Origin of the sequence: Sporosarcina sp. NCCP-2716, assembly GCF_023707985.1 — a bacterium.
Taxonomy (GTDB): Bacteria; Bacillota; Bacilli; order Bacillales_A; family Planococcaceae; genus Sporosarcina.
Genome location: NZ_BRCF01000005.1, coordinates 57,081 through 83,076, shown reverse-complemented (window position 1 = coordinate 83,076; position 25,996 = coordinate 57,081). Strand labels below are relative to the sequence as shown.

The window sequence follows — 25,996 nt, the reverse complement described above, 5'->3', positions numbered from 1 at the left end:
TCCTTCTTACAGATACAGGATTTATTTTAAAATTCTTTACCTATAGTTTAGTCCATATGATACAATAACTCTCAATCACTATGAAACTATTATCGGAAAACGGGAGGAAATGCCGTGAAAGCTGTTGCTGAGAATGTCTCTGATGAATTGGTCGTCAAGTCTCTGGAAGACAACCTGGCGATCATCCGGTTCGATTTGGACCGCCGCATCGCTTACGTGAACAAGAACTTTGCCGATGCTGTCGGCTACCGGACAGAGGAGCTGATCGGCATGCAGCACGACCAGCTCTGCTACCCCGAATATGCGGTGAGCCCGGCCTACGCACAACTATGGAAGGAACTTAGGAAAGGCGTGCCGTCGTCAGGTAAAGTAAGACGGAAAGCGAAGAACGGGGATGCGATATGGCTTGAAGCGACCTACATGCCTGTCTTCAGCGAAGACGGCCGGTCAGTGCTCGGCGTATCGAAAGTGGCGACGGATATTACGAGGCGCCAGGATCTCGCTCTGGAAGTCGTTTCAGAGCTGAATGAAATGGCGCAGGCACTTACCGGAAAAGCGGATGTCGGGCGCACGAGCAACCAGCAGCTGCTTGACCGGATCGAAGACATTTCCGCAGTATCCCACGAAAACACCGATACGCTGGCGCTGCTCCAGCAGCATACCGACGATATCCAGGGCATCGTCAAGACGATCCGGGCGATCGCCGCACAGACGAATCTGCTTGCGCTGAATGCGGCAATCGAGGCTGCGCGGGCCGGCGAGCACGGCAGAGGTTTCGATGTCGTTGCAAAAGAGGTCCGCAAACTATCCTCCAATGTGGAAGCCTCCATCGTTGAAGTCCGTGACGGCATCGACTCGATCACGAAGGAAGTGGCACTGATCAGCCACGGCACCGTGCGGGCGCAGAAAAGCATCGACGAGTGCAAACGTGAAGTCGAATCGATGATGGACGAATTCACCGCCCTCTCCACTTCCGCTTCTGCACTCGAGCACCAATCACTGAGAGTTTCGGAAATCGTATAAGGACATACCAGGGAACACGTGCCTCACTAAGGGCTCGTGTTCCCTTTCCATTTACGAATTCATCATCCTTATAGGAGGACGGCCCTCCCCTACCTCCTGTTGCGGCAGGCAATCCCCAAACGGCGCTGTCTCTCTTTCTTCTGTTACAGTTCCGTTACGATTCCCCACATTTCACAATCTCATGTTTTCATTTGCTATCCCCCGGGTATTCAATCCGTATAGCAGCAATTCAACAAAAACAGCAAGTTAAATCAGAGGAGGAAACTACCCATGAATGAAGACAAGCGATTTGTAGGAACTTACCACACAGAAGATGAGCTTTATGCAAAAATCAAGGAATTGAAAGCATCAGGAACACCAGACGACAATATTTACGTCATCGCGAAGGACGACAGAGATGTCCAGATGGTACGAAGCCGCACAGATGCAGAAGTGAAGACGACGGATGGCAACTGGATGGACAAGTTCATGAACTTCATGTCCGGAGAAAACCATGTACACCATATGCTCGGCGACCTCGGACTGAGCGAGGCGGAAAAAGAGCGGTACACACGTGAATTGGAGAACGGCGGCATGGTCCTCTACGTGGACGAAGGCGAAGCAGGTGAATTGCACCGTAAGAACACCGGCCGCTACGGCACCTCAGCAGGAGTCGCAGGCGGGGTGACAGGTACGGATGCTGCATCTGATCCGAACCTCGGGGCAAATATCTTTGCACCAGGCGAAACAGCAGACGCCATGCCTCCGGAAACGACACCGCTCAGCGATCCGTCCCTGTCCGATACAGCAGCAGGCGGATTCGGCACTGACACCGGATCAGCCAACCATCTTCACGGAGACTACGACAAGACGGCCGGCGCCGGAACAGGTGACGTCCGGACAGAGCGCCTGCACGGCGAAGGGGCTTACAACAAAACGACTGAGTCAATGCCTGAAACAGTCGATCTCCATGAAGAAAAGTTGGAATTCGACAAGCAGAGAGTCCAAACCGGTGAAGTCGAACTTGAAAAGAACGTCGTCGAAGAACGCGTGAAAACCGACATCCCGGTCGAACACGAAGAAGTGACGATCGAACGACGCCCTGTTACTGATCAGACAGCACGCACTGGAGGCGTTTCAGCAGCTGACGGTGTAACGTTCGACGAAGAGACAATCCGCGTCCCTGTCACGGAAGAGCGTGTGGAAGTGACGAAGAGACCGGTCGTGACTGAAGAATTGGTCATCAACAAGAAGACTGTCACGGATACCGAGCGTGTTGACGAAACATTGAAACGCGAAGAAGTCGAAGTGAACCGCACAGGCGAAACCGATTCGGTCGATGTCCGTGATTCCCTTGACGGCAAGCGCACTGACAAGACTGACGGAAAATGGTAATCCCCCTCCCCTGTTCACGCTGAACAGGGGTTTTTTATTGCGATTCTGCGGCAGGCTGTCATGACCGGCCTGTGCTACACTGGAAAAAAACGTGTCTGCGGACGCTTCCGGCATACCGCGGAGAATGGAGGTTAGCACATGAAAGAGAGCTATATGCTAGCGCTTGATCAGGGAACGACCAGTTCACGAGCCATTCTGTTCAATGAACAAGGTGAAGCCGTCTTCACTGCACAGCAGGAATTCCGCCAGTACTTCCCGAAATCCGGCTGGGTGGAGCACAATGCGACTGAAATATGGAGTTCGATCCTGTCCGTCATTGCGGGCGTCTTATCCGAGAAAAATCTCACACCCGACCAGATCGCCGGCATCGGGATCACCAACCAGCGGGAGACGACTGTAGTCTGGGATAAGGAGACCGGCAATCCGATCTACCATGCGATCGTCTGGCAGTCGCGCCAGACCGCGGACATATGCGATCAGCTGAAGGCGGATGGCCACGCTGAGATGATCCGCAAGAAGACCGGCCTGCTGATCGATCCATATTTTTCGGGAACGAAAGTGAAATGGATCCTCGATCATGTGGAAGGCGCCCGGGAAAAGGCGGCGCGCGGCGAGCTGCTGTTCGGTACGATCGACACGTGGCTTGTCTGGAAGCTATCCGGTGGTGCTGCCCATATCACCGACTACTCGAATGCGTCCCGCACGCTGCTTTACAACATCCACGAGCTAAAGTGGGATGACGAATTGCTGGAGCTGCTCGATGTCCCCCGCACGATGCTTCCGGACGTCCGGCCGTCATCCGAAATATATGCACATACGGAGCCGAGCAAGTTCTTCGGCCGAGCCGTGCCGATTGCCGGCATCGCAGGCGACCAGCAGGCGGCGCTGTTCGGGCAGGCGTGTTTCGAGCAGGGCATGGTGAAGAATACGTACGGCACCGGCTGCTTCATGCTCATGAATACCGGCGAGGAGGCGGTCGAGTCCGACAACGGGCTGCTGACGACGATCGCCTGGGGCTTGGACGGCAAGGTCAATTACGCGCTCGAAGGAAGCATTTTCGTCGCCGGTTCCGCCATCCAGTGGCTGCGCGACGGGCTGCGGATGATCCGCAGCTCCGAACAGAGCGAAGCCTATGCAGCGCGGGTGACGTCATCGGACGGCGTCTATGTCGTCCCGGCCTTCGTCGGTCTCGGGACGCCGCACTGGGACAGCGAAGTGCGCGGTGCAGTCTTCGGGCTGACGCGCGGTACGTCGAAGGAGCACTTCATCCGCGCGACGCTTGAATCCCTCGCCTACCAGACGAAGGATGTGCTCGATGCGATGGAAGCGGACTCCGGCATCTCCCTGAAATCACTGCGCGTCGACGGAGGCGCCGTGGCGAATGATTTCCTCATGCAATTCCAGGCGGATCTGCTCGATGTACCTGTCGAGCGTCCATCGATCAATGAAACGACCGCACTCGGCGCCGCTTATCTCGCCGGACTCGCCGTCGGGTTCTGGAAAGACTGCTCCCAGATCTCGGAACGCTGGCAGCTCGATCAGGAATTCCTGCCGGGCATGCCGGCGGAAGAACGCGATGAGCTGTACGGCGGCTGGCAGAAAGCCGTGAAGGCGGCGCAGGCGTTTGTTTGAGGGTCAAACGTATGAAAACACGCACCGGGCGGCCGGTGCGTGTTTTTAGTGAGCAGGTTTTATGAGCGGTTTTGTGATTTATGAGCGGTTTCATGCAGTTTATGAGCGGTTTCACCGATTTATGAGCGGTTTTTCATTTTTATGAGCGGTTTTCCTTGTTTATGAGCGTTTTTCCACTTTTATGAGCGGTTCCTGTGATTTATGAGCGTTTTTCCTTATTTCTGAGCATCTTCGTACGATTGGTGAGCGCAATCAAGCAGTTCAGGGACAGTAATTGTGAGTTATGATCATTTCCTTTGCTTCCTCGCAATTCGGATGGACATGTCAGTCCTCCTGGCCGGATGGGACAAGCAGCCTGAGGTGTCTCGCGAGGACTCGGATTTCACCCGTGAGGAATTCATATAGTTCCCCGTCCATGTCGACTTGCTTGAGGGCATCCGCTTCGATTCTCAGGGAGTCGGCTTGAAGATAATCGATTGTTTTCAGCTGATCGCTGTTTGCGCCTTCCCGCCGGAGCGACAGGAGTTCAAGGAGGGCAGCGGCGTTCGTCGCTTTGAAGATGAGAAGATCCAGCTTTCCATCGTACGGACTAATATCTGCAACCGGAATGGGAGCTGTTGCAAGTGACGTTCCGTTCATCACAAACAGGGCAATGGCTTCCCCCTTCAGCTGACCGTCCTGCGTCTCGACCGTATAAGAGAAAGTTTCAGCCTCTTTCAGCGTTCTCAACGCACTCGCCATATAGCTGAGCGGCCCGAAACTTTTTTTCTGCCCGCTGTCCACATTTTGGGAAGTCAAAGCAGCGAGACCGATTGACCAAAAGTTTACGAAATGCTGATTTCCTGCTTTGCCGATGTCTGTTTCAACAATGTCACCGGTTGCCAGCGACTCTGCTGCTTTTTGTAAATCCTGGGGCATGCCGACGGTCCGGGAGAAGTCATTCGAAGTTCCGCCCGGCAAAATAGCCAGCAGCGGCCGTTCCTCAAGCTGGGCAATGACGTCAAGGCACTGGTGGACTGTCCCGTCCCCGCCCATGACGATGAACAATTCGTATCGTCCTGCCCGCCTGCAGATGGCTCGCGCCTCCATCTGGTCGTCCGGCCTGATGATCGTCAATTCTTTTATGAACTTTGCCAGCTCCGGCACAACAGCGGACAGTTTTTCGTCTGCCCCCTCTTCGCCTGCATTCACGTTATACAGCAGCAGGGCATTCTGAAACTTATACATGGTCTCCCTCCTAGGGATGGAATCGGTTTTGTCGTCACTTATTGTTGTATTATGCACCTTTCCGGCCGCTTCTCCCCTTCTCATCCATACTTTTTCTGATGCGCTTTTTTTCTTCGCAAGTAATCTTCATCCGCACGGATTTTATCCCACCAGCCTTTGAACACAGCGGCGGATTCCGCTTTGACGGGATCGATTTCCCGTTCTTTCTCAGTACCGTCTTCGTTGTATTTCCTTCCTCCTTTGTGATTCGTGTACCGTCTCGCCCGTGTGTAGCCCATCTGGATGAACTTCCGCGCCATGTCCATGCCGACGAAATCATCTGCCTTACGGTAGTCCTCGAACAGGTCATATATTTTCTGAGCGGATTCTGCAGCGATATCGGGTGTCTTGAATCGCCAATAAGGCAGGATTTCACCTTTGTACGGTTCCACCAGCAAGACGCCCTGTTCCCCTTTTCCGACCCGGTACAATTCCGGATTTTTGCGGAGATCCAGCTGACTGTAATCGAGTTCATAATCGAACGGCATACGCGATCCGCACCTTTCATCTTTTATCCAATGAATTACCCCTCGGTGATATAGGTGAAACTGTGCACAGAGGACGGACAGCTTTCAAGCGTATTCATTTTTCTATCTATTCAAATATTTTCAAGTGCTGTATGATGGAAGTACTACATAGGTGAGGAGTTGGGTTGCAATGATGTGTGACAGTTATTTGCTGGACAGCGAGGCGCTTGCTCTGCTTGGATATGAGGATGAAGAGGGCAGCCGCTCGATGGTCGTGACGACACATGGGACGTACTTGTCGGCTAAACCCCCGATCGAGCTGCTGAACGTCGCCTGTCTTCGGAACGGTTCGACAAAACTGGCCCGCCAGCAGGAAGCCCGGATCGTCTTGCAATCGAGGCAGAAAGTGCCGTTCCTTTTGTCCGCCGACGTCGGCGTCTTCCCGACAAGTTCTTCGAGGCACCAGACATGCACTTGGGTGTTCAACCATTATTTCGAAGCGGAGGCCGCCGGAAAAAAGGAGACGATCTTGAGGTTTTCATCTGGAATAGAACTGACCGTGCCCACTTCCGCCCAATCCATCCGCCTGCAGCACGGTCGGCTCATGACGCTTCTCAGCCATTCTGCCCAGCAGCAGAAAGACCTGTATTTTGAACAGTCCATACATCACGCTCACCGTACTGCGAGGCGGTGAGGCGCGCTGATCGGTTCCCATGTATGAAATTCACTTTTTGACAAATAGTAAGGATGGATCGTTTTCTAACTAGCGGAAGCCTTCCTAATTTCGAAAAGGAGTGGACCTCATGGGAACAATTTCACGGATTGCATTGGCACTCGTCATCATCGGCGCGCTGAACTGGGGACTGATCGGCCTGTTCCAGTTCGACTTGGTCGCTACGCTGTTCGGCGGTCAGGACTCGCTTTTGGCCAGAGTCGTGTACACGCTCGTCGGCATCAGCGGCATCATCAGTTTAGGCCTTCTGTTCCGTACAGATGAAGACGAAGCTTACGTGGCGGACAGCGAACCGGATCCGGATCTGTATACGAATCCGAACCTCCGGACGGAATTCGGGGAAGAACCGGACTTTTCGGATCCTGCCGGCAGACGACGCAGGGAAACGGACGACGACAGCGGTCGTTGAGGAACCGTTAACAGACGAACTCCCCCGGCACGTATGCTGGGGGAGTTCGCTTTACGTCCATTCAATTGAAAACTTCTGGTTCCCGCCGATGAACGGCAGTAGCGGTATATCCTCTTCCACCAAATGTCCGAGGACGTTGACACGCTCGTCCGCCGGCAAGTCTTTTTTCGTCACTTGCAGTTCGCCCTGATACCGCAAATACAATTCGTTGTCGACGGTGATCGTGCCGGTGCGGCGGCGTCCGTACCAGCCTGCCGGGACGGACAGCCCTGAAGCGATTGCGGCGTGCCGGGATTCCGTCGAGCGGATGACGTCGCGTGCGCTGTCCGGGCGGTTTGTATGCACGGTTTCCGCCCGTTTTGCCGCTTCCGTATCGGCTTCAGCTGTCCGGATTGCCCGGAGCGGGATAATGCCTTCTGAATACGCTTTGAATTGTTTGAGTGACGCATCACTCAGGCCGGGATCGCCGATGAGTACTTTCTCCACACCGCACTCGTCCAGCAGTTCCAGGCAGGCGGCAAATGGGGACTGCCCACGGTGTTTCTCCAATGTCGGCAAGGACTCGAACAGCGGGCCGCGCAAGTCGCCATCGCCCGGTGCAAATGCCATGACGCGCAGGCCTTCATCGCGGAGCCATTCATTTCGCTTGGTGAACTCTTTCTTTCCGAGTCCTGTTTCGGGACGCGGGTAGAAATTATGCCATGCTTCCGCCGATTCGAGACGCAGTCCGGCGGCTTTCATGGCATCGAGCTCCTCGTGGGTGACAGTGCTCGCATTCAATGCGATCCGCATAATCTGCGACAGCGCGGCGATTGTCTCCGGTGCGATGCCATAATCGAGACGCAGTCCGCTGATCCCCCAGTCTGTCAGTTCTCCTGCCTTATCCCAAGTGAGACCGAGTGTTTCGAGCGCGGACGGGCTGACGTCCACCATGAGTTCCATGCCGAGTTCCTGTGCAAGCCGACCGAGCTTTTGGACTTCTTCCTTATAGGCGGATGATTCGTTCTCCGGTATATGGAGTGATGTGAAGATGGAGCGGAATCCCGCCGCATGCATGTCCCGGATACGCGTTTCGTGCTCTGTGAATGGTTTCGTCCCCAGATAGACGGACAATCCGATCATATGTATCTCCTCCGTTTTCATCTGATAAAAATAGAAGCATCCATCTCCAATTCCCTTGGAGATGGATGCTCAACCCTGTTAAATATCGCGTGCCATTTCTTCCTTGAAGCCGAACAAGTACGTGAACAGGAAGCCGCCGCCGTAAGCGATGAGCAATCCGAGGAAATAGAACAGGTACTTGCCGTCAGCGATCAGCGGGATCAGTGAAATACCAGATACTCCGATTCCCGTGGCTGCTGTGTGCATGACCGCCTGGAATGCGCCGCCGAGCGCCGCACCCATACAAGCGGTGATGAACGGACGGCCGAGCGGCAGGGTGACCCCGTACAATAACGGTTCACCGATACCGAGGAATCCGACCGGCAACGCTCCTTTGATGATGTTGCGGAGACGGCGGTTTTTCGTCTTGACGAAGATCGCCATCGCTGCGCCGACCTGCCCGGCCCCTGCCATTGCAAGGATCGTCAGCAGCGCTGTGTTGCCGTACGTGTTGATGAGTTCCAAGTGGATCGGTGTCAGACCGTGGTGCAGTCCGACCATTACGAGCGGCAGGAAGAATCCGGCAAGGACAGCCCCCGCAAAGACACCGCCGACGTCAAGAACTGCCGTAAGGCCTTTCGTGATTCCATCCGCAAGTAACCCTGCGACCGGCACGACTGCATACAGAGAGAAGAACCCGACGATGAGTACCGTAAATAGCGGTGTGAAGATGATGTCGACCGCAGCCGGCATGATCTTCCGCACCCGTTTTTCGACGAACGTCATGAGCCAGGCGGCGAAAATGACCCCGAACAGGCCTCCGCGTCCGACGACGAGCGGTTCACCGTAAATGGTGATTTCAGCAAGGAACGGATTGAAGAGGAACATTCCGGCAATCGCACCGAGCACCGGTGTGCCGCCGAATTCCTTCGCCGTGTTCCAGCCGACGATGACTGCCAAGTACGTAAATACGCTCGTTCCGAGAAGCAGCAGGATCTGCATCCATGTCTGCGCCGGGTCGACGCCTGCGTTTTTCGCGAAGTTCGCTGCCCCGTTGATGATCCCCGAAGCGACGAGGCCAGGAATCAGCGGGATGAAGATGTTCCCGATGCGTCGCAGGAAGTTCTTGAACGGCGTGCGGTTCTTCGCCTTCATGCGTTCGCGGTCGAGTGCCGCTTTCTCTTCAAATGTCAGACTGTCGTATTCTGGCTCGGATTCTTCCCCGATGCCAAGACCGGTGATCTGGCTCATTTCATCCGCCACCCGGTTGACTGTGCCCGGTCCGATGACGACCTGCAGTGTTTCGTCGACGACAACCCCCATGACGCCGTCCACTTTCTTCAGTGCTTCGATGTTCGCCTTGCTGTCGTCCTTCAATGTCAGACGAAGGCGGGTCATACAGTGAGCGATCTTGCGGATATTGTCCCGTCCGCCGACATGCTCCAGTATGCCATTCGCCATTTGCTGCTCTTTTCTCATTCGTGCACCCTCCCTTTCTCTCCCTATATTCAATGTAGTGCTTGGAAAATCCCCTTATGCCTTCTCCATCGCTTTTCGTACAAATCCTTTTGTCTTCCGGATCCGTTCATCCGCTTCCTCTTTTGTGCAGTCAGCGAGGATCATGACGACCGCTGTTTTCACGTGATGTCCGGACGCTTCGTACGCCGCTTCCGCAGTGTCCGCGTCGGCACCTGTCGCCTCCATGACGATCCGTTTTGAACGGATCTGCAGTTTCTCGTTCGTCGCCTGGACGTCGATCATCAGGTTCTCGTACGCCTTCCCGATACCGATCATCGCAGCTGTCGAAATCATGTTGAGCACCATCTTCTGTGCGCTCCCCGCTTTCAGGCGGGTCGACCCTGTCAGCACTTCCGGCCCGGTCGCAAGTTCGATCGCGATATCCGCAAAGCGGCTGATTTCCGAGTTTTCGTTGTTACTGATGCTGATCGTATGCCCCGCCGTCTGCTGTGCGTACTTCAATGCTCCGATGACGTAAGGCGTCCGGCCGCTTGCTGCAATGCCGATGACGGTATCATTGCTGTTCAGTCCGATGTCCTTCAGATCCTGCTTACCGAGCTCCGGATCGTCTTCCGCACCTTCGACTGCTTTCGTAAACGCTTTCAATCCACCTGCAATCAGTCCGACCACCATATCCGGTGATACGCCGAACGTCGGCACACATTCGACGGCATCCAGAATCCCAAGACGGCCGCTCGTGCCTGCGCCGATATAGATGAGGCGCCCTTCTTTTTCAAATGAATCCACGACAGCTTCCACTGTCTTTTCGATGCTGCCGAGCTGGTTATGTATGACTTCCGTCACGGAAGCATCTTCTTTGTTCATAGCCTCCAGCACATCGGCCACAGCCATTTTATCCAGCTGCGTCGTGTCCGGATTCCGTTTCTCCGTACCCAGTTTTTCCAGCACCTGATCACTCCCCTTTTATCGATTGTCCACTCCATTGTACGCCTCACGGAAATTACAAGTCAATAGATTATCTAGAATATATGAAACTTAGTTTCATTTTATTCAAAAATTATTATCTTCTCAATTTGACGGCCTGTTCCCGGGCATTCTGGTATCGGTCGATAATCCCTTCCCCCATCTGGTTCACAAGACTGATATAGAGGGCGTCGATGACGGTCAATTGCGTCATGCGCGACGTGATGCTTCCGACACGGAAGTCCTTCTCCACGTTCGGCGTCGCGAGCTGGATATCCGCCTCTTTGCACAGCGGCGATTTATTCAGATTGGTGATGGCGATAAGTACGGCTCCCTGCTGCTTGGCGAAGCGCGCCAACTCTAACACGTCTTTCGTCTCTCCGGACATGCTGATTGCGACGAACACGTCATTTTCACTCAGGAACGGAATGACGGACAGCATATAGTGGAAATCTGCATGGTATTCCACCTGGTAACCAAGTTTCGTGAACTTGAAGTGGGCATCCATCGCAGCAACGGCAGATCCGCCGACGCCGTAAAACAAGATGCGCCGTGCATTCTGCAAGGTCTTCACTGCCTTTTCCAATTCCTTCTTCTCGATGGAAGCGAGCAGCAAGTCGATCGCCCCGCGGTTCACGTGGACTACCTTCTGGAACAGCTCGTACGGCGTGTCCTTTTTCTGGGTGATCGAGAAATCGGTGATGTATTCCTCCTGGTTGACCAGTTCCTGTGCGAGCAGGATCTTGAACGCTTTGAAACTGCCGATTCCTACCGATTTCGTGAACCGGACAACGGACGCTTCACTCACGTCAGCTTTGGCCGCCAGTTCTTTCGTCGTCATCGTCGGAATCAGTTCCGCGTGATTCAGCACATATTCCGCTATTTTACGTTCCGTTTTCGAAAACCGGCTCAGCTGCCGTCTGATCTGCCCCAGCATGTCCTCATCTCCTGCCAATAGTTCAGTTGTTTCCATTATGAAGCATCCCGCGTCCTTTTGACAATGTGTATTTTGGATGATGGGTGATGGTATGGTGTCCGCGGGCAGGAGATAGGTGGAGACGGGTGGAATCGGACGAATGGCGGGCGTAATCGGCCAGATGGCCTGCTGAATCGGCCAGTTCATCAGATGAATCGGCCAAATGGGACGAGTTATCGGCCATTCCGTGAAGTTAATCGGCAAACGGAAATGATTCAGAATCGTTTCCACTTTTCGCATTCAGCAGGCGTTTCTACAAAAAAAGACTTCCCATCATTTCCTAATCCTTGTATACTAGGAAAAAAGAATGAATGGAGTGAGTAGAATGAAACGAACCATTGCCCTGCTTTCCGCTGTTGTCCTGGCTCTCGGTGTTGCACTGATCCCTGTCCATACGGCAGATGCTGCCCCTGTAAAATATAAAAATTGCACGGCGCTCAATAAGGCTTACAAAGGCGGCGTGGCAAAAGACGCCAAGGTCCGCAACAAAGGCGGCAAAACGAAATATGCGCCGACACCGAACGCAGCCCTTTATAACATGAACAGTAACTTGGATCGTGACAAAGACGGGATTGCGTGTGAGCGGTAAGGTCCGCCCTTTTTAAAAGGAAGCAGGCACCTCGTTGTGTAATGCGGAATAAATACAAGAAAAAATGCCCAGGCGATTATGCCAGGGCATTTTTATTTCTCAATAAACCACTTGATTACTGGGAATTCACACCAATTCTACGATAGGAGTTTGTTCAACTCTACTCACTATCCGCAACAATTCATCATTTATTAAAGAAGAAATTTTTCTATCGCCTAATTATTTTATTGTGCTGTATTTCGAATAAATAAAAGCTTGTTCCTAAATACAAGCAACGTAACAATCGCAAGAAGCAACCCCGAAAACAGAAAAACACTTCTTACCCCAAGCAAATCAGCCAGCACTCCCATAACAACGGAACCTATGCCAAATATTCCGGTGGAAATTGCTCCTAGAGACGTATAAACAGTGGACAACTTTCCTTTTGCCACACTCGTTTGAATGACTGTTTGCATCGGTATCCCTCGTATTTGTTCAAATAATCCGAAACCAAACGACAGACCTAATGCGAGAAACGGATTGCTCGTTATACTGAAAAAAATGTTTATCAAACAGCTAGACAAGGCACCTATAAACAGTACGTTGCCGATCCTGCTTTCAATCGTATCGGAGTTCTTTATACAATACATACTTCCAGCGACTAATCCTAAAAAGAAAGAGCCATTCACAAAACCCCACCATTTTTCGTCCGCCTGTAATGCATCACTGACAAAGACGTATAAAATGGCTGCTATCCAAACCGTTCCCGCCAGTGTTTCCATGATTTCCATCAAGGCGATTTTTCGTAAGACGGGAGTTTTGAATACGGTGTGCCACCCCTCTTTCAGTTGGGAGAGCATACTTTCATGTTCCTCAGCTGGTTGTTCTACATTTGAAAGCAGCGTTAATAGCATACTCGACAATGCGAATAGCAAAACAACAAGCCAAATAACCTGTTGCGGGCTCATAATGACTAAAAACAAACTGCCCACAAACCACATAACCGTTTGGATGAACTGCGTAATTGATTCTGCTATCCCGTTTGCTCTTAGCAGCTTCTGGGACTCGACATAATGCGGAATCAACGTTTGTCTAATCGGATTGGCGCAACCGTCAAGAAGTGCGATCCCAGCGATGATGATAAACACCACATAATAATTCGATTCTGAAATTCCGACGACCAATAATCCCAAACCAAGGATCAACCCTGTCTTTCCAAGTTGAGAGCCAGACAATAACCACTTCAAGTTAACTCTACCGACTAAAAGAGGCGTCAAAACAGTCGACAAAAACATCGAAGTCGTCACAGTGAACGGAACTAACGATGCGACAGTGGCAGATCCCGTTAATGTAAAAATCATACTGATAATGCTCACCATATACAGCACATCACCGATATTTGCTAGTGACTGCCCGATTACTAGTAATGAAAAGTTTTTATTCAATTTAATTCCCCCTGGTTTACTTAAATTTATTGATTATCAGGGGGATTTTTAAATTGGACTAATCATCTATTTTAGCTCCTTTTCGTTTCAGAAAAACCGTAGGGGGATGAGGGTTTTTCATTTTTTTGTCTTTAAATGACGGCAGTCGTAAAAGTGTTTGAATGAACTGGAGGTTCCATTACAATTGACTAGTAAATTTATAAGCATACGCCGTATATTCATCGTGTAAAACGTTCGTTTCGTTGTGCATCACATGGTAATAATCCATTTCTAAAAAGTAGATGGCTTTGCTCCACATATCATAGAAAAACGGAATGAATTCAAGTTCATTAAACACGTATACTTCAACTTGCCTCTCATTATGTCTGTGCGCTTCGAATATTCGATGATTTCCATTTATGCAATACGGCTGGCCACCGGTAATATACAGACTTTGAAGCACCATTATAGGATTCTTATGATTGGTCTTTATAGTACGTACGTCTTTATTAATATTACCTTCTTCGACAGAAGATATAATTTCAGTAGGCATAAAACATTTCGGTTTCCTACTTTCTTCTTTTATGAGAGAAGTAGCACCATCTATATCTAGCGCATATTCAAATACCCCAGTGGGAAATTCTGCGTATAACGAGAAAGTCTCTTGCCCAATTGGATGAACTACCGGATACACTTCATTCTGAAGCGTCTGGTTCACGATTTCTTTCCACTTGGAAGCCACCATTGCTCCATAGTCCGATTTACTTTCCATATCCTGAAGACGTCTCGCAACGTGCTGAATAGGATTAAAAGTTCTCGATTCTCTTTCATAGTATTCAATTTGACTTTCAACCACAATACACACCTCGCTTTGCGTTTCTATTATACCAAACAATTCAGACTGTTAGCGGCGCAAATCGATTTCTTATGAAGCTATGTTAGCTTGAACAACCTATTCTTTCTATCTCCTATGTATTTTAAGTGTCGCTACCTTTGAATTGCAAAGCACATACGCCAATTCAAAAGTGAATTGGCGTCTCTGCTTACTATGTATCTTCACGTGTTTTCTCCGCAACCCGAATTCGTTACATACCGACACCTGTCGTTTTCATTTAATCTTCACCTGCCGTATAGCCCCTGCGATGATAATAATCAGCAGCAAAGCGATGAGGAACCCTGTGCTCCATGTACTGAGACCATCGCGTGCACCGAGCGGTACGCGGACGATATCGACCTGGATCTGCGCGAACAACACCAACGTAATGTTCTTCACCCTGTTCAGCATCGTCCGGCTATGGGTATAAAATTGCCGTGCATTCTCTTCGTTCAGCCGATGCGGATAATTATGCCATTCGGGATGCCGCTCGAGAAAACCGAGCAGTGCGAGCATGCCGACACCGATCATCGGCATGAGCAAGAGCACCCATTTCGATCCATATCCGTCCACCTCGCCCGATCCATTGAAATGGATCGGCACTTCATCCGGAAGCGCATTCCAATAGAAGACCGTATAACCGATCGACAGGGCGAACAGCAGCAGGCCGATCCAGTCGCATACCCTGTCGCGCATCGTTTTTTCCGTTTCCACGTCGAATCTTTTTGTGCCCATCATGCAAATCTGCCTCCCCGGCCCGTTTGTTCTTTCTTCATTCTACGGAATGTCGGACAAAAAGTTTCATTCGATCCGTGCCTGGGCGTGATACGTACAAATTGATCATAAATCCTGGTTTCCGCTCATAAATCCCGAAAAGCGCTCATAAATCCGCAGATTCGCTCATAAATCTCGAAAAGCGCTCATAAACTCGCAGAATCGCTCATAAACTTCGAAAAGCGCTCATAAACTCAAGATGCCTCTCTTCATCGACCTCTTCCTTGTCGTCAAAAAACGCTCCGCACGACGGCGAAGCGTTTCCTTTGTCAGATCAATGAAGCGAACCAGAGGCCGAGCATCGTGCCAATATAGTTGCCAATTATGTAGCCGAGCGTGCCGACGACGAGAATCGGACCGATCAAATCTTTCCATCCTTTGGCGATCGCCAGCGCTGCAGCCGTCGTCGGACCGCCAATATTGGCGTTGCTTGCCAGCAAAATATCTTCCAAATTCGCTTTCATCAGTTTTCCCCCTACCAGGGAAACAATCATATTCACCATTACGATTATGAATACGAACACAAGGAGCAGCGGCGCATTCTGGACGATGAGCGGGATGGACGCCGGAATTCCGATGACGACGAAGAACAGATAGATGAGGAACGTCCCGAATTCCTGGCTGCCGTTGATGCGCTCGAAATAGGATGGAAACAGCGCCAGGACAACGAAAGTAATGGTTGTCAGCACCAAATAACGATCACCGAACAGGGCATGGGCTACATTTAAGAGACCGGATGCCTCCTCGCCCGAAGGTATCAAGCTCCCGATGAAATCCGCCAATTTGAACGACACGATGACAAGGAAAAAAGCAGTCCCGACCGCCATCGCAATATCCTTAAGGGAGACATCTTTCCGTTTCCAAAACCCTTCTGCAAGTGTCTTCCCGTCTTCTGAAGCGGAGCCGCTTTCCACTTGATCGACATGCGGGGTGGTGTACCGTTTTCGGAAAAACCCGATTGTCGGAACCAGCATGAGGATGATGAAATACACCGCCATCATCAGATTATCCGCGACCACTGTGGCGGACACCAAGTCGCCCGGTGCTTCAAACTTGCCAGCCATCGCCGCAAAGTTGACACCCCCGCCGACATAGGAAGCACTGATCATGCCGCCGATTTTATCCAAATACGGGATATGCTCTTTCAACAGAAAGAAACTGATGATCGTTCCGGCCACCGTACCGACCGAACTGATCAAAAATAACACCAGGAGCTTGCCGCTTTCTGTCCAGATCTTCTTAATGTTTACATGGAACAGCAGCAGCGGGATGGCCAGCGGAATGATCACTGCCCAGACTGCATCGTACACGGGGGATTCGGTCGGAATGATGCCTGTGTTGGATAAAAAAATCGCACCGACCAATGCAATGATGGCACCTGATACTTTCGACGCCCAGCTGTAGCGCTGTTCCAGATAGATACTGACCGACGCCCAGACGACGATAATTCCCCACAATGTCAGTGTATCATCCGGCTGGATGAGTGAATGGCTCATTTTTTTCTCCTCCTTCTCTGTAATGGACCTGCCAGCACTCTGTGAATATTCTAACATACGAAAACCGGTGCCTGTGCACGGTATAGTTCTGATATTACTTTCAATATATTTCATCTGTCGATAAATTCGGCAGTTTGGCCGATTGTTGGCGGCATTTGGCCGATATCACTCGCCATCTGGCCGATAACTACCCGAATTTGGCCGATTCCCATGCCGATCTGGCCGATTTCGCTGGCGCGGTCAACCTCCCCTCCCATTGCCGCCATCCCATATCCGTGCTACACTGGTCCTAACTGAATGAACGACTCTTTTCTTATCCAGAGAGACCGAGGGACTTGGCCCGATGACGTCTCAGCAACCTGCGCTTCGCAAGGTGCTGCTGCCAACAGGGAAACCTGGCCGATGAGGAGAAAACTGCACGCTGCAGCTCTTCTCTTTCGGGGGAAGAGTTTTTTGTTCGCCAATTTTTAGAGGAGTGAATGAAATGCAAACGATTGAACAGCTGTATGCTGAAAAGGAAAAGACACTGGCGCGCAAACCGGCAAGTTCAGCGGGAGCGATGGCACGCCACCAGACGCTTGCCCGTGTCCAGGCGGAAATCGATTATTTCGATCAAGGCGACCTGCTGTCGAAGAAGGCGCTCCGCAAAGAATTGGCGGAAATTGCCGAACTGCTGCGGCAGGCGGATGAGCTGCTGCGGCAGATCGAACAGCGGAAACAGGCTCTGCTGACGGACGTCTTCGGACCGGACGCCCGCCAATTTACCGAATAACCGACGAAACCCCCACTCCCACGGATAGACTCCGCGGAAATGGGGGTTTTATTTGCACGTAACCATTACTTTTTCGAGAGTTCCGCGGGCACTTCCTCGCCTCGCCGATTCCTCATGAACATGTAAAATGATGCGCCGAATATAATGATATAGCCGATGAAACTGTACCGATCCGGAATCTGTCCGAGTAGCATGAAGCCCAGGACCGCCGAAAAGATGACCGTCGAGTAGTTAAACACCGAGATCTCTTTTGCCGGCGCGAACTTATACGCGAGCGTGATGCCGAACTGCCCTACGGTTGCGAAGACGCCCGCCAGCAGCAGATAGACCGTCTGCTGCATCGTCATCGGCGCGTAGGTCAGTACGACAAACGGCAGCAGGATGACCGTCGTGAACGCTGAAAAATAGAAAACGACGGTGTAATACCGTTCCCGGTCGCCGAGTGCCCGGAGCACGGTGTAGGCGCCGCCTGCGAACACAGCGGATAAAATACCTGCAGCATACGGTACGATATCGAGTGAAAAGGACGGTTTGATGATGAACAGCGTGCCGAGGAATGCTGCCAGAATACTATACAGCTGAAATGGTTTGACGTTCTCCTTCAGGAAGACCGCCGCGAATAAAATCGTGAAAAACGGACTCATTTTGTTCAGCATATCCGCATCCGCCAGCACGAGGTGATCGATCGCGTAGAAGAACAGAATGATGCCGACAGCCCCGAGTGCCGAACGCAGCAGAAGCAGGCCCTGGTTCTCCCGTTTGCCGAATAGGCTCTCTTTGTAATGCATGACGAAAAAGAACGCGATGATCATCGAGACGCCGTTCCTGAAAATGGTTTTCTGCATTGTCGGCACGTCGCCCGCCAATTTGACGAATGCCGTCATAAGCGAGAATCCGAGTGCTGATGCGAGCAGCAGGTAAATCCCTTTGTTGCGGTTTGTCATAGTAGCCTCCGGTCTGAAAAAACGATCTGCTTACCAGTTTAGCATACAACCTGCGCTATTTCGCGAACAGCAGATCGCTCCAGATGTTGACCGCAGTCGCAAGGATCAGCACGGCGAGGATCCACTTAAGCACCGACGGATTCACGCGCCGCCCGGCTTTTGCGCCGAGCGGGGCTGCAATCAGCGCAGCGACGATGAGCACGATGACCGGTCCCCACAGCACTTGGCCGGTCGCAATCTTCCCGGCGGCTGAGCCGATCGAGGAGATGAATGTGATCGCAAGCGAGGAAGCCACGGTGATCCGTGTCGGGATCGCGAGTACGGTCAGCATGATCGGCACGAGGATGAACGCCCCGCCTGCGCCGACGATGCCCGACGCGATGCCAACGGCAAATGCAAGTCCCGCGGCAAGCCACCGGTTGAACGTGACTTCATCCGCCGGACGATCCTCCGTCTTTTTCCGGGGGATGAACAGCAGGACGGCCGCAACCACAGCGAGCACGCCGTAGACCAGACTCACCGTCTCTTCCGCCAGCCAGCCGGACACAAGCCCGCCGATGAAGCTGCCCGCGAGCACCCCGCCGCCCATGTAGAGGATGAGCCGTTTGTGGAGCAGCCCTGTTTTCCGGTAGGCGAACACGCCGGCAATCGACGCAAAGAAGATTTCCACGGCACTGATGCCGCTCACTTCATGCGCGGTCAGCGCCGTCAGCCCGAACAGCGGCGGGATGAACAGCAGCATCGGGAATTTGACGATAGCGCCGCCGATTCCGGCCATGCCGGACAGGAACGACCCGGCAATCCCGATGACGAACAGCACGATGATGAACCCGAAACTCATGCCAGATCCCCCTTTCCATGAAAAAAGGAGACGTCGCCGCCCCCTTCTTCCTTCATTTCAATCACCCTTTGCGGATGAAGAACGTGAAGACCCCTTCGTCTTCCGTCTGCTCCAGCAGCTCATGGCCGCCGGACTTCGCCCACGCGGTCAGGTCGGCTTTCGCCCCTTTGTCCGTCGTTTTCACTTCCAGGATCTCTCCTGTTTCCGCTTCTTTCATCGCATTTCTTGTTTTGACGATCGGCATCGGGCATGACAGGCCGATTGCGTCCAAATAGTGATCTGCTTTCATTTCAACTCTCTCCTTTTATCCAATGAATTCACTTGACGGCACAGCGGTTCGGGCCGATTTCCATTTCAGACTGTTCGTCCGCAGCGGGCGTCAGGATGCCCATGTTCGTCTTGCGGATCTCCTGGTACGCGTTCGGCTGTGGCGGCAGGTTTTCCGTGACGAGGGACCGGAATTCGGTTTCATCCGCGACGTTAAGTCCATGGTTTTGCGCAAACAGCGTCTTGAGCGGTGCTGCGACACTGCCGTCCTCATTCACTTCGTCCATCTCCATGAAGTGAGCCGGCAGCACGGTCAGATTACCGGAAAGCGCACCGTAGCGAGAGTACAGCGTCTTCCGCAAGTCCCCCGCCCAGTCTTCCGCCAGTCCGGCGAGGTCCGGCCGGCCGATCGAGTCGATGAACAGGATATCGCCTGTCAGCAAATAGCGGTCGCCGACGATGAACGACGTGGAACCGCTCGTATGGCCTGGCGACGACAGCGCTTCGACGCCCGTCTTGCCAATCGTGACGCGAAGACCGTCCGTCAAATCGCGGAACGGGAACACGACTTCCGCCGCATCCCGGGCCGGCAAATAATACGCCGCGCCGGCCGCAGCCGCGATCGCTCGTCCGCCGGATATATGATCGGCGTGCAGGTGAGTGTCGAAAACATGCGTGATGACGGCCTCTTTTTCAGCTGCGAACGCAAGGAACACATCCGCCATCCGCGTCGCATCGATGACTGCAGCCTGTCCCTGATCGATCACCATGTACGACAGGCATCCTTTGCCGAGCCGGACGAACTGGTATAATTCACCGCCGCTTTCGAGTTCCGCAATCTTCACAGGCCGCAAATAGTCACTCCACGCCTGCATACCGCCTTTAAGATAGGCCGCGCCGATGCCGGCTTCCGACAGCATGTCCGCCACCATTTCGGACGATCCTTCCTTTGCACAGACGACGAGGATGTCCCGGTCGTCCGGCAGCTGATCCGCGATTCCTTCGACCCCGTCCAGCAGGTCGAAATACGGGACGTTCAAGTAGCTGAATGAGCCGCCTTCCAGCTTCCAATCCGCAAATGCGTCTTCCGTCCGCACATCGAGGATGAACAGCGGTTTCTTATCAATACTGTATTGTGCCGCTTCTGCGGGTGTCATGATCCGTACTGTCATGTCCATGCTCCTTCCTATTGGTTAAAACGTCAGCGTGACGTCCGCTTCCTTCGCGAATTCGAGGAACGTGACAGCTCCGCCGACGCTGATGCCATCGACGAAATCGGTTTCCGCAAGTCCCATCACGTCCATCGTCATCTGACAGGCGATGAACTGCACGCCGAGTTCCTGCGCCATGCCGATCAACTCCGGAATAGCCGGGACGTTCGCTTGGCGGAATCCTTCTGCAAAATGCTCTTTCCCTTCAGGCAGCGGCAATTGCTGCGACGCTTCTCGGTGGATCAGGTTCAGCCCTTCGAATGTGAAGAAGATCGCCACTTCGTGTTCACTTGCTGCGGCAGCTGTCGCAATGTTGAAGACTTTGTAGGCGTCGAAAATACCGCCGTTCGATGCGATGATCGCTGTTCGGTTTGTCATGTTGGTTTCCTCATTCCCTAAGCTGTTTTGTTTTTATTTGATAAAGATGGCCAGCGTCATTCGACGGGGCCTGTCCACTCGAGCATGCCGCCGATCATATTGGTCGCCGTGTAACCGCGCTCTTCCAGCAGCTGGACCGCCCTGCCGCTTCTGCCGCCGGAACGGCAGACGACGATGTAAGGGGTCTTCTTGTCCAAATCCTGCAGACGGAACTCGAGCAGGCCTAGCGGGATATGGATGACTCCCGGGATCCTGCCGCTTTCCAGTTCCTCTGTTTCGCGTACGTCGATGATCGCTGGAGCCACCTTGTCTGCCACTAGCTGTGCCACTTCTTCCGCAGAAATCTCTTTCATGGAGATCATCCTTTCAAAATTACCCTTAGGGGTATAATTTTAATTAAAAATAAAACGGGTTTGTATACCCTGCTACGTATATTACATGGCGGATTCCTATCTGTCAACTGGACTGCTCCATCGATTCTCAAGGCGATGGAGCCGCATGTCCCTCGACATTAAAAAAACGCCAGACATCGGGGCGGACCCGTCAGTGCATGGCGTTTTCCATAGTATTATGATGCGTTTGTCATCCATCCGCTTATGAGCCAGCGACCTGGTCTATGCACGCTTTCAGCTGCTGCTCCGCTTCTGCAGCGATCTGGTCCATCCGCTGATTGCCGAACCCTGCCAGCAGTTTCGTCGGCAGCGGCATGCTGATCGTGGCGCGCCCGTCCTTCTCGAACACGGCGATCTTGCACGGCAGGAACGAACCGGCCGTCAGTTCCTCGCTCAGCACCTGTTCGGCAATGGACGGTTTGCACACTTCGAGTATGGTGTACGGCGCCGGCGGCTGGATCCCTTTTGACTCCAGCGTCGCGCTCATGTCAAAGTTCCAGAGGACACCGAATTTCGCTTCTTTCAATGCAGCTTCCAGCGCTCCGACCGCTTCTTCCCTCGTTTTATCCGTCGTTTTCACATACGTATCCATGATTACTCCCTCCTTAATCAGCCTGATGTCCCCTTCAGCCGGACACGGTGCCTTTCGCTTCTGCGATCGCTGTATCCAGGTCGCGTGCGTGCCGTTCCTTCTGTTCTGCCGTCCACTTGAATTCATCCGCCATGTAGTCTGTGACCTTTTCTTTCCATCGTTCCGCCCACCGGATGTCGAAGAACAGGGCGCCTGTCCGGCGGATGAAGTAATCGGACGGCGTCATCGCCATCTCGAAGTCGATCGCATACTGCAGCGTCAGCCGGATCGCGAGCGGGAGATCCGCTGACGGTTTGACGCGGCTGATGAGTTCCGCGACCTGGTTCGTATTCGTGCCATACATGGAAGCGATATTGAGCCCATCCTGGTAGGACAGGCCGAGTTTCGTCAGTTCGTGTGCCCGGTCCTCGACGTACGCCGGGTACTCACTCGGACGGCTGAAATCGCCGCCGGACAGCGGGAGATCCTTCGTTATGCATGGGCCCGCTTCGATGCCGTATGGCTTCAGCTTCCGCACGACCATGTCGGTGATCTCCTGCGCCATCTTCCGGTAGCCTGTCAGTTTGCCGCCCGCGATCGACAGGAGGCCGCTGTCCGATTCCCACACTTCGTCTTTCCGTGAGATCTCCGATGGCCCCTTGCCTTCCTGCCGGATGAGCGGCCGGACGCCCGACCATGTCGACTCGATATCGCGCATGCCGATGAACGCTTCCGGGAACATTTTTGTGATCGCCCGCAGCAGATACTGCTTGTCCTCAAGCGTCACGCCGGGGTGCTTGATGTCTTCATCGAACACCGTATCCGTCGTGCCGACATACGTTTTTTCATTGCGGGGGATGGCGAAGATCATCCTGCCGTCCGGCGCGTCGAAGTAGATCGGCTGATGCAGCGGCAGCACCGACCTGTCGAATACGAGATGTACCCCTTTCGTCAGCAGCAGCCGGCTTCCTGTCCCTGCGGTCGGTTCGAGTTTCATCACCTGTTCGACCCACGGCCCGGCGGCGTTGACGATCACCGTGCCGCCCGTTTCGTACTGCCTGCCGGTCAGTACGTCCGTCAGCGCCACGCCGTTCAGCGGGCCGCGTTCATTCCGCAGGAAGCCGGTGACTTTTGTATAATTCAGCAGATCGGCCCCCTGCTCACGCGCTTTTTTGGCAACTTCCATCGTCAGCCGGGCATCGTCCGTCCGGTATTCGACATACTCCCCGCCGCCGACCAGACCGTCCCGGTTCAGCAGCGGTTCGTGCTCGATCACTTCTTCCCTTGAGAGCATCGTACGCCGTTCCGATTTTTTCACGCCGGCCAGGAAATCGTAGAGCTGCAGGCCGGCCGCGGTGGACAGCTGGCCGAATGTCCCGTCTTTGTAGAACGGCAGCAGCATCCATTCCGGGTGGGTGACGTGCGGCGCGTTCCGATAGACGATCGCACGCTCCCTGCCGACTTCCGCAACCAGTTTCACTTCGAATTGCTTTAGATATCTGAGCCCGCCATGCACGAGTTTCGTCGAGCGGCTGGACGTGCCCGCTGCGAAATCCTGCATCTCGACTAGCAGCGTCTTCAATCCGCGGGAAGCGGCGTCAAGCGCGATGCCGGTTCCGGTGATGCCCCCTCCGATAATGACGAGGTCATATGAGGTCCCTGATATTCGGTTGAGCAGGCGTTCCCGGTCTTCATTAGAAAATGAGGTCATCGTCTAGTCTCTCCTTTATAGCCGATTCATCGGTTTGCCAGACGGTCTGCCGTCATCCGATGACTTCCACGGTATGAACATGGTTGATCTGTTTGATCGCTTTGTAGACTTCGGGGATCGGGCGGTTCGCCGGCACCCGGGCTTTGATCTCCAGCAGGAGCATGTGCTCGGTGTCCAAGTCTTTGATGCGTGATTGGAAAATATAGAAGCGCTGCTCTTTCAATTCAGCGAGCACCAATTCGATACTGGCTTCGTCGACGACCTTGATGCGCAGGATCATCTCTTCCCGGCGCAGCCGTTTCGGTCCGTACTTGATGACGAAATGGGGGACGAGTTCGACACTCAGGATGAGCAGCAGCACGCCGAAGATCGCTTCTGCGAAAAAGCCGGCGCCGACAGCGATCCCGATTCCCGCCGCTCCCCAGATCATCGCCGCTGTTGTCAGCCCGGAGATCTGTTCGTTGCCGCGCCGCAAGATCACACCGGCGCCGAGGAACCCGATGCCCGAGACGATCTGTGCCGCGAGACGGAGCGGGTCCATCTGGATTTTGACGCCGCTCGCGCTGTCCGGGAATGAATACGCGGATTCGATCGACACGATGGTCAACAGGCAGCTGACAATGCTGATGACGAGGCTCGTTTTCAGTCCGAGCGGTTTCCTTTTCAATTCCCGTTCCAGCCCGATGATTAAACCAAGCACTGCTGATATGCTCAGTTTCGTCAGCATTTCCACTTCCAGCCAAAAATCCATCGACACACCTCCTGATCACGTGTTCTTTCATTACTATATTTCCAGTGTACTTGAACAATGCCCGCAGACGCCAGAAAGAGCATGGATGGAAGGGAGTTCGGCTGGTGCGTAGGGGGATTTCGCGGGAAATCGGCCAGTTGTGGTGATAAATCGGCCAGATCGCAGCGGTTATCGGCCAGTTGGCGGAGTTAATCGGCAAACGGACACGATTCCGAATAGTTTCCAAGTTGTGTGACGCACAGGTACCGGAAAAAAGGCAGGCACCGAAAAAATCCCCGGCGCCCGGCCGGGGATGCTTCAGTCTCGGCCGTTCAGCGCGAGCGCGGTTCCGTAGAGGACATTCACCGCGGTGAGCAGCGTGTCTTCGTGGATATCGAACCGTTCGTTATGGTGACCGGCCGCGAGTTCCGTACCGAAGATGCAGTACGTCGCCTGGCCGCCCTTTTCCTTCACCCGCTCCATGAAGTATGTCGCGTCTTCGGAGCCGGCGGATGCATTATCGGCTTTGTGCACTCTGCGGATGCCCGGGGATTCCCCGGCGACGGCGCCAAGCATGGCGGCGAGCCCTTCAGAGCATTTACAGCTGATCGCTTCGCCGACAACGTTGATCGTGCAGTCAGCACCTGCCATCATCGCAGCACCGCGGATGACGGCTTCCGCCTGTTCGCGCATGTAGCCGTTCACTTCTGAAGTCTCTCCGCGCGTTTCGAGCTTCAGGGAAGCGGAATCCGCAATGACGTTGCGTCCTGAGCCGCCATGCAGCTCACCGACGTTCACGCGGGAGGTGCCTCCGGAATGCCGCGAAATCGCATGCAGGTTGACGACGGCGTTGGCGGCTGCGAGCAGGGCATTCCTCCCTTCTTCCGGCTGGGCGCCCGCATGTGATGCCCGGCCTCGGAACGTGACGTCCATCTTCGTCGTCGCCATGAAACCGTTCGCCGCAGCGACGAATTCGCCGTGCGGGACCCCTGTTCCGACGTGCGATGCGATGAAGAAGTCGGCATCGTCCACGACGCCAGCTGCCATCATCGACTTCGCGCCACGGGTCCCTTCTTCTGCCGGCTGGAACAGGATGCGGATCGTTCCGTTGAAAGCGTCCGGATCCTCTGCAATGCGCGTCGCGAGGCCGATACCGATCGATGTGTGGGCATCGTGCCCGCACGCATGCATGGAACCGTCGTTGACCGACCGGAAGCCGAGCTTTCTCGGCACATGATCCGCATCATCCGATTCCCGGATCGGCAGCGCGTCCATATCGACCCGGAAGATAGTGACCGGCCCCGGCCTCCCGGTGTCCCATTCGGCCGTTACAGCGGTGAAGCCGTTCATCAGCCGAGGCAGGAACTCCTGATCCGCCCCGTGTTCGAGCGCCCAGTCTGCGTGCGCGTCAAGCATACGCTGCGGCGGGACACCCATCCGTTCGTCCGCCATCATCACTTCCTCTCCGAGGCGGACGGCAAAGCCGAGACGTGTCAGTTCAGCCGCCACTTTCGAAGCCGTCCGCATCTCGAGGAATCCCTGTTCCGGATGGCGGTGCAGGTCACGCCGCCACTGTTTCAACTTTTCTTCCAATGGATAGCTCATCGGATGGCCTCCTAC

General features: G+C 53.6%; 28 protein-coding genes and 1 riboswitch. Of the genes, 7 read left to right on the top strand and 21 right to left on the bottom strand.

The genetic code is table 11. The annotated features are described in order from the left end of the window. Window positions 1–114 precede the first annotated feature (114 nt). The 3 genes from NFU03_RS15730 to glpK all read left to right on the top strand — a co-directional run bounded on the left by NFU03_RS15730 (window position 115) and on the right by glpK (window position 4,029). Window positions 115–1,023 (top strand): methyl-accepting chemotaxis protein, encoded by a 909-nt coding sequence (locus NFU03_RS15730; protein WP_285835436.1) that lies wholly within the window; start codon window positions 115–117, stop codon window positions 1,021–1,023. Between the two features lie 270 nt (window positions 1,024–1,293). Then, window positions 1,294–2,397: a YsnF/AvaK domain-containing protein gene (locus NFU03_RS08980; protein ID WP_251638003.1), complete on the top strand. Its 1,104-nt coding sequence runs from the start codon at window positions 1,294–1,296 to the stop codon at window positions 2,395–2,397. Window positions 2,398–2,535: 138 nt separating this feature from the next. Continuing rightward, complete coding sequence (gene glpK, locus NFU03_RS08975) at window positions 2,536–4,029, top strand: glycerol kinase GlpK (RefSeq protein WP_251638002.1); 1,494 nt, start codon at window positions 2,536–2,538, stop codon at window positions 4,027–4,029. Between the two features lie 324 nt (window positions 4,030–4,353). Here glpK and NFU03_RS08970 read toward each other — a convergent pair whose 3' ends face one another. Continuing rightward, the gene (locus tag NFU03_RS08970; RefSeq protein ID WP_251638001.1) at window positions 4,354–5,256 is read right to left on the bottom strand and encodes a diacylglycerol/lipid kinase family protein; all 903 of its coding nucleotides are present in this window, start codon (window positions 5,254–5,256) and stop codon (window positions 4,354–4,356) included. Window positions 5,257–5,336: 80 nt separating this feature from the next. Continuing rightward, a complete protein-coding gene (locus NFU03_RS08965) occupies window positions 5,337–5,783 on the bottom strand; it encodes a DUF4385 domain-containing protein (protein WP_251638000.1) in 447 nt (148 codons plus the stop codon). A gap of 169 nt (window positions 5,784–5,952) precedes the next feature. Between NFU03_RS08965 and NFU03_RS08960 the strand changes: the two genes are divergently transcribed. Both NFU03_RS08960 and NFU03_RS08955 read left to right on the top strand, forming a co-directional pair. Continuing rightward, complete coding sequence (locus NFU03_RS08960; RefSeq protein WP_251637999.1) at window positions 5,953–6,456, top strand: competence protein ComK; 504 nt, start codon at window positions 5,953–5,955, stop codon at window positions 6,454–6,456. Between the two features lie 109 nt (window positions 6,457–6,565). Then, a complete protein-coding gene (locus NFU03_RS08955) occupies window positions 6,566–6,904 on the top strand; it encodes a DUF378 domain-containing protein (RefSeq protein WP_251637997.1) in 339 nt (112 codons plus the stop codon). Window positions 6,905–6,955: 51 nt separating this feature from the next. Here the strand turns inward: NFU03_RS08955 and NFU03_RS08950 are convergent, their stop codons facing one another. The 4 genes from NFU03_RS08950 to NFU03_RS08935 form a co-directional block, all read right to left on the bottom strand. Next, the gene (locus NFU03_RS08950; protein ID WP_251637995.1) at window positions 6,956–8,026 is read right to left on the bottom strand and encodes a DUF871 domain-containing protein; all 1,071 of its coding nucleotides are present in this window, start codon (window positions 8,024–8,026) and stop codon (window positions 6,956–6,958) included. A 78-nt stretch (window positions 8,027–8,104) separates the two neighbouring features. Next, entirely contained in the window at window positions 8,105–9,484 is a 1,380-nt protein-coding gene (locus NFU03_RS08945; RefSeq protein ID WP_251637993.1) for a PTS transporter subunit EIIC, read from the bottom strand. Window positions 9,485–9,538: 54 nt separating this feature from the next. After that, window positions 9,539–10,432 carry an N-acetylmuramic acid 6-phosphate etherase gene (gene murQ, locus NFU03_RS08940; RefSeq protein ID WP_251637991.1) on the bottom strand — a complete coding sequence of 298 codons (894 nt, stop codon included), beginning with the start codon at window positions 10,430–10,432 and terminating at the stop codon, window positions 9,539–9,541. Window positions 10,433–10,544: 112 nt separating this feature from the next. After that, window positions 10,545–11,420 carry a MurR/RpiR family transcriptional regulator gene (locus NFU03_RS08935; protein ID WP_251637990.1) on the bottom strand — a complete coding sequence of 292 codons (876 nt, stop codon included), beginning with the start codon at window positions 11,418–11,420 and terminating at the stop codon, window positions 10,545–10,547. 328 nt (window positions 11,421–11,748) lie between these two features. Between NFU03_RS08935 and NFU03_RS08930 the strand changes: the two genes are divergently transcribed. Next, entirely contained in the window at window positions 11,749–12,012 is a 264-nt protein-coding gene (locus tag NFU03_RS08930) for an excalibur calcium-binding domain-containing protein (protein WP_251637989.1), read from the top strand. A gap of 224 nt (window positions 12,013–12,236) precedes the next feature. Here the strand turns inward: NFU03_RS08930 and NFU03_RS08925 are convergent, their stop codons facing one another. The 5 genes from NFU03_RS08925 to NFU03_RS08905 form a co-directional block, all read right to left on the bottom strand. Next, window positions 12,237–13,436 (bottom strand): MFS transporter, encoded by a 1,200-nt coding sequence (locus NFU03_RS08925; protein ID WP_309296265.1) that lies wholly within the window; start codon window positions 13,434–13,436, stop codon window positions 12,237–12,239. A gap of 178 nt (window positions 13,437–13,614) precedes the next feature. Continuing rightward, window positions 13,615–14,271: a hypothetical protein gene (locus tag NFU03_RS08920; RefSeq protein ID WP_251637988.1), complete on the bottom strand. Its 657-nt coding sequence runs from the start codon at window positions 14,269–14,271 to the stop codon at window positions 13,615–13,617. A 252-nt stretch (window positions 14,272–14,523) separates the two neighbouring features. Further along, entirely contained in the window at window positions 14,524–15,027 is a 504-nt protein-coding gene (locus tag NFU03_RS08915; RefSeq protein ID WP_251637987.1) for a DUF1648 domain-containing protein, read from the bottom strand. 305 nt (window positions 15,028–15,332) lie between these two features. Then, on the bottom strand, window positions 15,333–16,559 hold the full coding sequence (locus tag NFU03_RS08910) for a DUF819 family protein (protein ID WP_251637986.1): 1,227 nt from the start codon (window positions 16,557–16,559) through the stop codon (window positions 15,333–15,335). 110 nt (window positions 16,560–16,669) lie between these two features. Further along, on the bottom strand, window positions 16,670–16,825 hold the full coding sequence (locus tag NFU03_RS08905) for a hypothetical protein (RefSeq protein ID WP_251637985.1): 156 nt from the start codon (window positions 16,823–16,825) through the stop codon (window positions 16,670–16,672). Window positions 16,826–16,869: 44 nt separating this feature from the next. Continuing rightward, window positions 16,870–16,968, top strand: a riboswitch (SAM riboswitch). Window positions 16,969–17,043: 75 nt separating this feature from the next. Between NFU03_RS08905 and NFU03_RS08900 the strand changes: the two genes are divergently transcribed. Continuing rightward, window positions 17,044–17,331, top strand: a complete 288-nt coding sequence (locus tag NFU03_RS08900) for a hypothetical protein (protein WP_251637983.1) — start codon at window positions 17,044–17,046, stop codon at window positions 17,329–17,331. Window positions 17,332–17,396: 65 nt separating this feature from the next. Here NFU03_RS08900 and NFU03_RS08895 read toward each other — a convergent pair whose 3' ends face one another. From NFU03_RS08895 to NFU03_RS08850, 10 genes are all read right to left on the bottom strand, one after another. After that, window positions 17,397–18,275 carry a DMT family transporter gene (locus NFU03_RS08895; protein ID WP_251637981.1) on the bottom strand — a complete coding sequence of 293 codons (879 nt, stop codon included), beginning with the start codon at window positions 18,273–18,275 and terminating at the stop codon, window positions 17,397–17,399. 55 nt (window positions 18,276–18,330) lie between these two features. Beyond that, window positions 18,331–19,116, bottom strand: a complete 786-nt coding sequence (locus tag NFU03_RS08890; protein ID WP_251637979.1) for a sulfite exporter TauE/SafE family protein — start codon at window positions 19,114–19,116, stop codon at window positions 18,331–18,333. A 61-nt stretch (window positions 19,117–19,177) separates the two neighbouring features. Next, complete coding sequence (locus NFU03_RS08885) at window positions 19,178–19,405, bottom strand: sulfurtransferase TusA family protein (RefSeq protein WP_251637978.1); 228 nt, start codon at window positions 19,403–19,405, stop codon at window positions 19,178–19,180. 28 nt (window positions 19,406–19,433) lie between these two features. Further along, complete coding sequence (locus NFU03_RS08880; RefSeq protein WP_251637975.1) at window positions 19,434–20,555, bottom strand: MBL fold metallo-hydrolase; 1,122 nt, start codon at window positions 20,553–20,555, stop codon at window positions 19,434–19,436. 21 nt (window positions 20,556–20,576) lie between these two features. Beyond that, window positions 20,577–20,972, bottom strand: coding sequence for a DsrE/DsrF/DrsH-like family protein (locus tag NFU03_RS08875; RefSeq protein ID WP_251637973.1), 396 nt, complete (start codon window positions 20,970–20,972; stop codon window positions 20,577–20,579). 56 nt (window positions 20,973–21,028) lie between these two features. Beyond that, complete coding sequence (locus NFU03_RS08870; RefSeq protein WP_251637971.1) at window positions 21,029–21,325, bottom strand: rhodanese-like domain-containing protein; 297 nt, start codon at window positions 21,323–21,325, stop codon at window positions 21,029–21,031. A 241-nt stretch (window positions 21,326–21,566) separates the two neighbouring features. Next, window positions 21,567–21,956 (bottom strand): DUF302 domain-containing protein, encoded by a 390-nt coding sequence (locus NFU03_RS08865; RefSeq protein WP_251637970.1) that lies wholly within the window; start codon window positions 21,954–21,956, stop codon window positions 21,567–21,569. Window positions 21,957–21,990: 34 nt separating this feature from the next. Then, the gene (locus NFU03_RS08860) at window positions 21,991–23,646 is read right to left on the bottom strand and encodes a glycerol-3-phosphate dehydrogenase/oxidase (RefSeq protein WP_251637969.1); all 1,656 of its coding nucleotides are present in this window, start codon (window positions 23,644–23,646) and stop codon (window positions 21,991–21,993) included. 52 nt (window positions 23,647–23,698) lie between these two features. Further along, the gene (locus tag NFU03_RS08855) at window positions 23,699–24,397 is read right to left on the bottom strand and encodes an MgtC/SapB family protein (RefSeq protein WP_251637968.1); all 699 of its coding nucleotides are present in this window, start codon (window positions 24,395–24,397) and stop codon (window positions 23,699–23,701) included. Between the two features lie 297 nt (window positions 24,398–24,694). Continuing rightward, window positions 24,695–25,981, bottom strand: coding sequence for an amidohydrolase (locus NFU03_RS08850; protein WP_251637967.1), 1,287 nt, complete (start codon window positions 25,979–25,981; stop codon window positions 24,695–24,697). Window positions 25,982–25,996 lie beyond the last annotated feature (15 nt).

Coding starts and splice junctions, on each gene's coding strand:
- NFU03_RS08960 (WP_251637999.1), top strand. CDS start 5,953: ATGATGTGTGACAGTTATTTGCTGGACAGCGAGGCGCTTGCTCTGCTT.
- NFU03_RS08890 (WP_251637979.1), bottom strand. CDS start 19,116: ATGAGTTTCGGGTTCATCATCGTGCTGTTCGTCATCGGGATTGCCGGG.
- NFU03_RS08860 (WP_251637969.1), bottom strand. CDS start 23,646: ATGACCTCATTTTCTAATGAAGACCGGGAACGCCTGCTCAACCGAATA.
- glpK (WP_251638002.1), top strand. CDS start 2,536: ATGAAAGAGAGCTATATGCTAGCGCTTGATCAGGGAACGACCAGTTCA.
- NFU03_RS08935 (WP_251637990.1), bottom strand. CDS start 11,420: ATGGAAACAACTGAACTATTGGCAGGAGATGAGGACATGCTGGGGCAG.
- NFU03_RS08915 (WP_251637987.1), bottom strand. CDS start 15,027: ATGATGGGCACAAAAAGATTCGACGTGGAAACGGAAAAAACGATGCGC.
- NFU03_RS08955 (WP_251637997.1), top strand. CDS start 6,566: ATGGGAACAATTTCACGGATTGCATTGGCACTCGTCATCATCGGCGCG.
- NFU03_RS08875 (WP_251637973.1), bottom strand. CDS start 20,972: ATGACAAACCGAACAGCGATCATCGCATCGAACGGCGGTATTTTCGAC.
- NFU03_RS08885 (WP_251637978.1), bottom strand. CDS start 19,405: ATGAAAGCAGATCACTATTTGGACGCAATCGGCCTGTCATGCCCGATG.
- NFU03_RS08910 (WP_251637986.1), bottom strand. CDS start 16,559: ATGAGCCATTCACTCATCCAGCCGGATGATACACTGACATTGTGGGGA.
- NFU03_RS08980 (WP_251638003.1), top strand. CDS start 1,294: ATGAATGAAGACAAGCGATTTGTAGGAACTTACCACACAGAAGATGAG.
- NFU03_RS08870 (WP_251637971.1), bottom strand. CDS start 21,325: ATGAAAGAGATTTCTGCGGAAGAAGTGGCACAGCTAGTGGCAGACAAG.
- NFU03_RS08930 (WP_251637989.1), top strand. CDS start 11,749: ATGAAACGAACCATTGCCCTGCTTTCCGCTGTTGTCCTGGCTCTCGGT.
- NFU03_RS08880 (WP_251637975.1), bottom strand. CDS start 20,555: ATGACAGTACGGATCATGACACCCGCAGAAGCGGCACAATACAGTATT.
- NFU03_RS08905 (WP_251637985.1), bottom strand. CDS start 16,825: ATGGCGGCAATGGGAGGGGAGGTTGACCGCGCCAGCGAAATCGGCCAG.
- NFU03_RS08895 (WP_251637981.1), bottom strand. CDS start 18,275: ATGACAAACCGCAACAAAGGGATTTACCTGCTGCTCGCATCAGCACTC.
- NFU03_RS08965 (WP_251638000.1), bottom strand. CDS start 5,783: ATGCCGTTCGATTATGAACTCGATTACAGTCAGCTGGATCTCCGCAAA.
- NFU03_RS08855 (WP_251637968.1), bottom strand. CDS start 24,397: ATGGATTTTTGGCTGGAAGTGGAAATGCTGACGAAACTGAGCATATCA.
- NFU03_RS08900 (WP_251637983.1), top strand. CDS start 17,044: ATGCAAACGATTGAACAGCTGTATGCTGAAAAGGAAAAGACACTGGCG.
- NFU03_RS08945 (WP_251637993.1), bottom strand. CDS start 9,484: ATGAGAAAAGAGCAGCAAATGGCGAATGGCATACTGGAGCATGTCGGC.
- NFU03_RS08865 (WP_251637970.1), bottom strand. CDS start 21,956: ATGGATACGTATGTGAAAACGACGGATAAAACGAGGGAAGAAGCGGTC.
- NFU03_RS08970 (WP_251638001.1), bottom strand. CDS start 5,256: ATGTATAAGTTTCAGAATGCCCTGCTGCTGTATAACGTGAATGCAGGC.
- NFU03_RS08850 (WP_251637967.1), bottom strand. CDS start 25,981: ATGAGCTATCCATTGGAAGAAAAGTTGAAACAGTGGCGGCGTGACCTG.
- NFU03_RS08950 (WP_251637995.1), bottom strand. CDS start 8,026: ATGATCGGATTGTCCGTCTATCTGGGGACGAAACCATTCACAGAGCAC.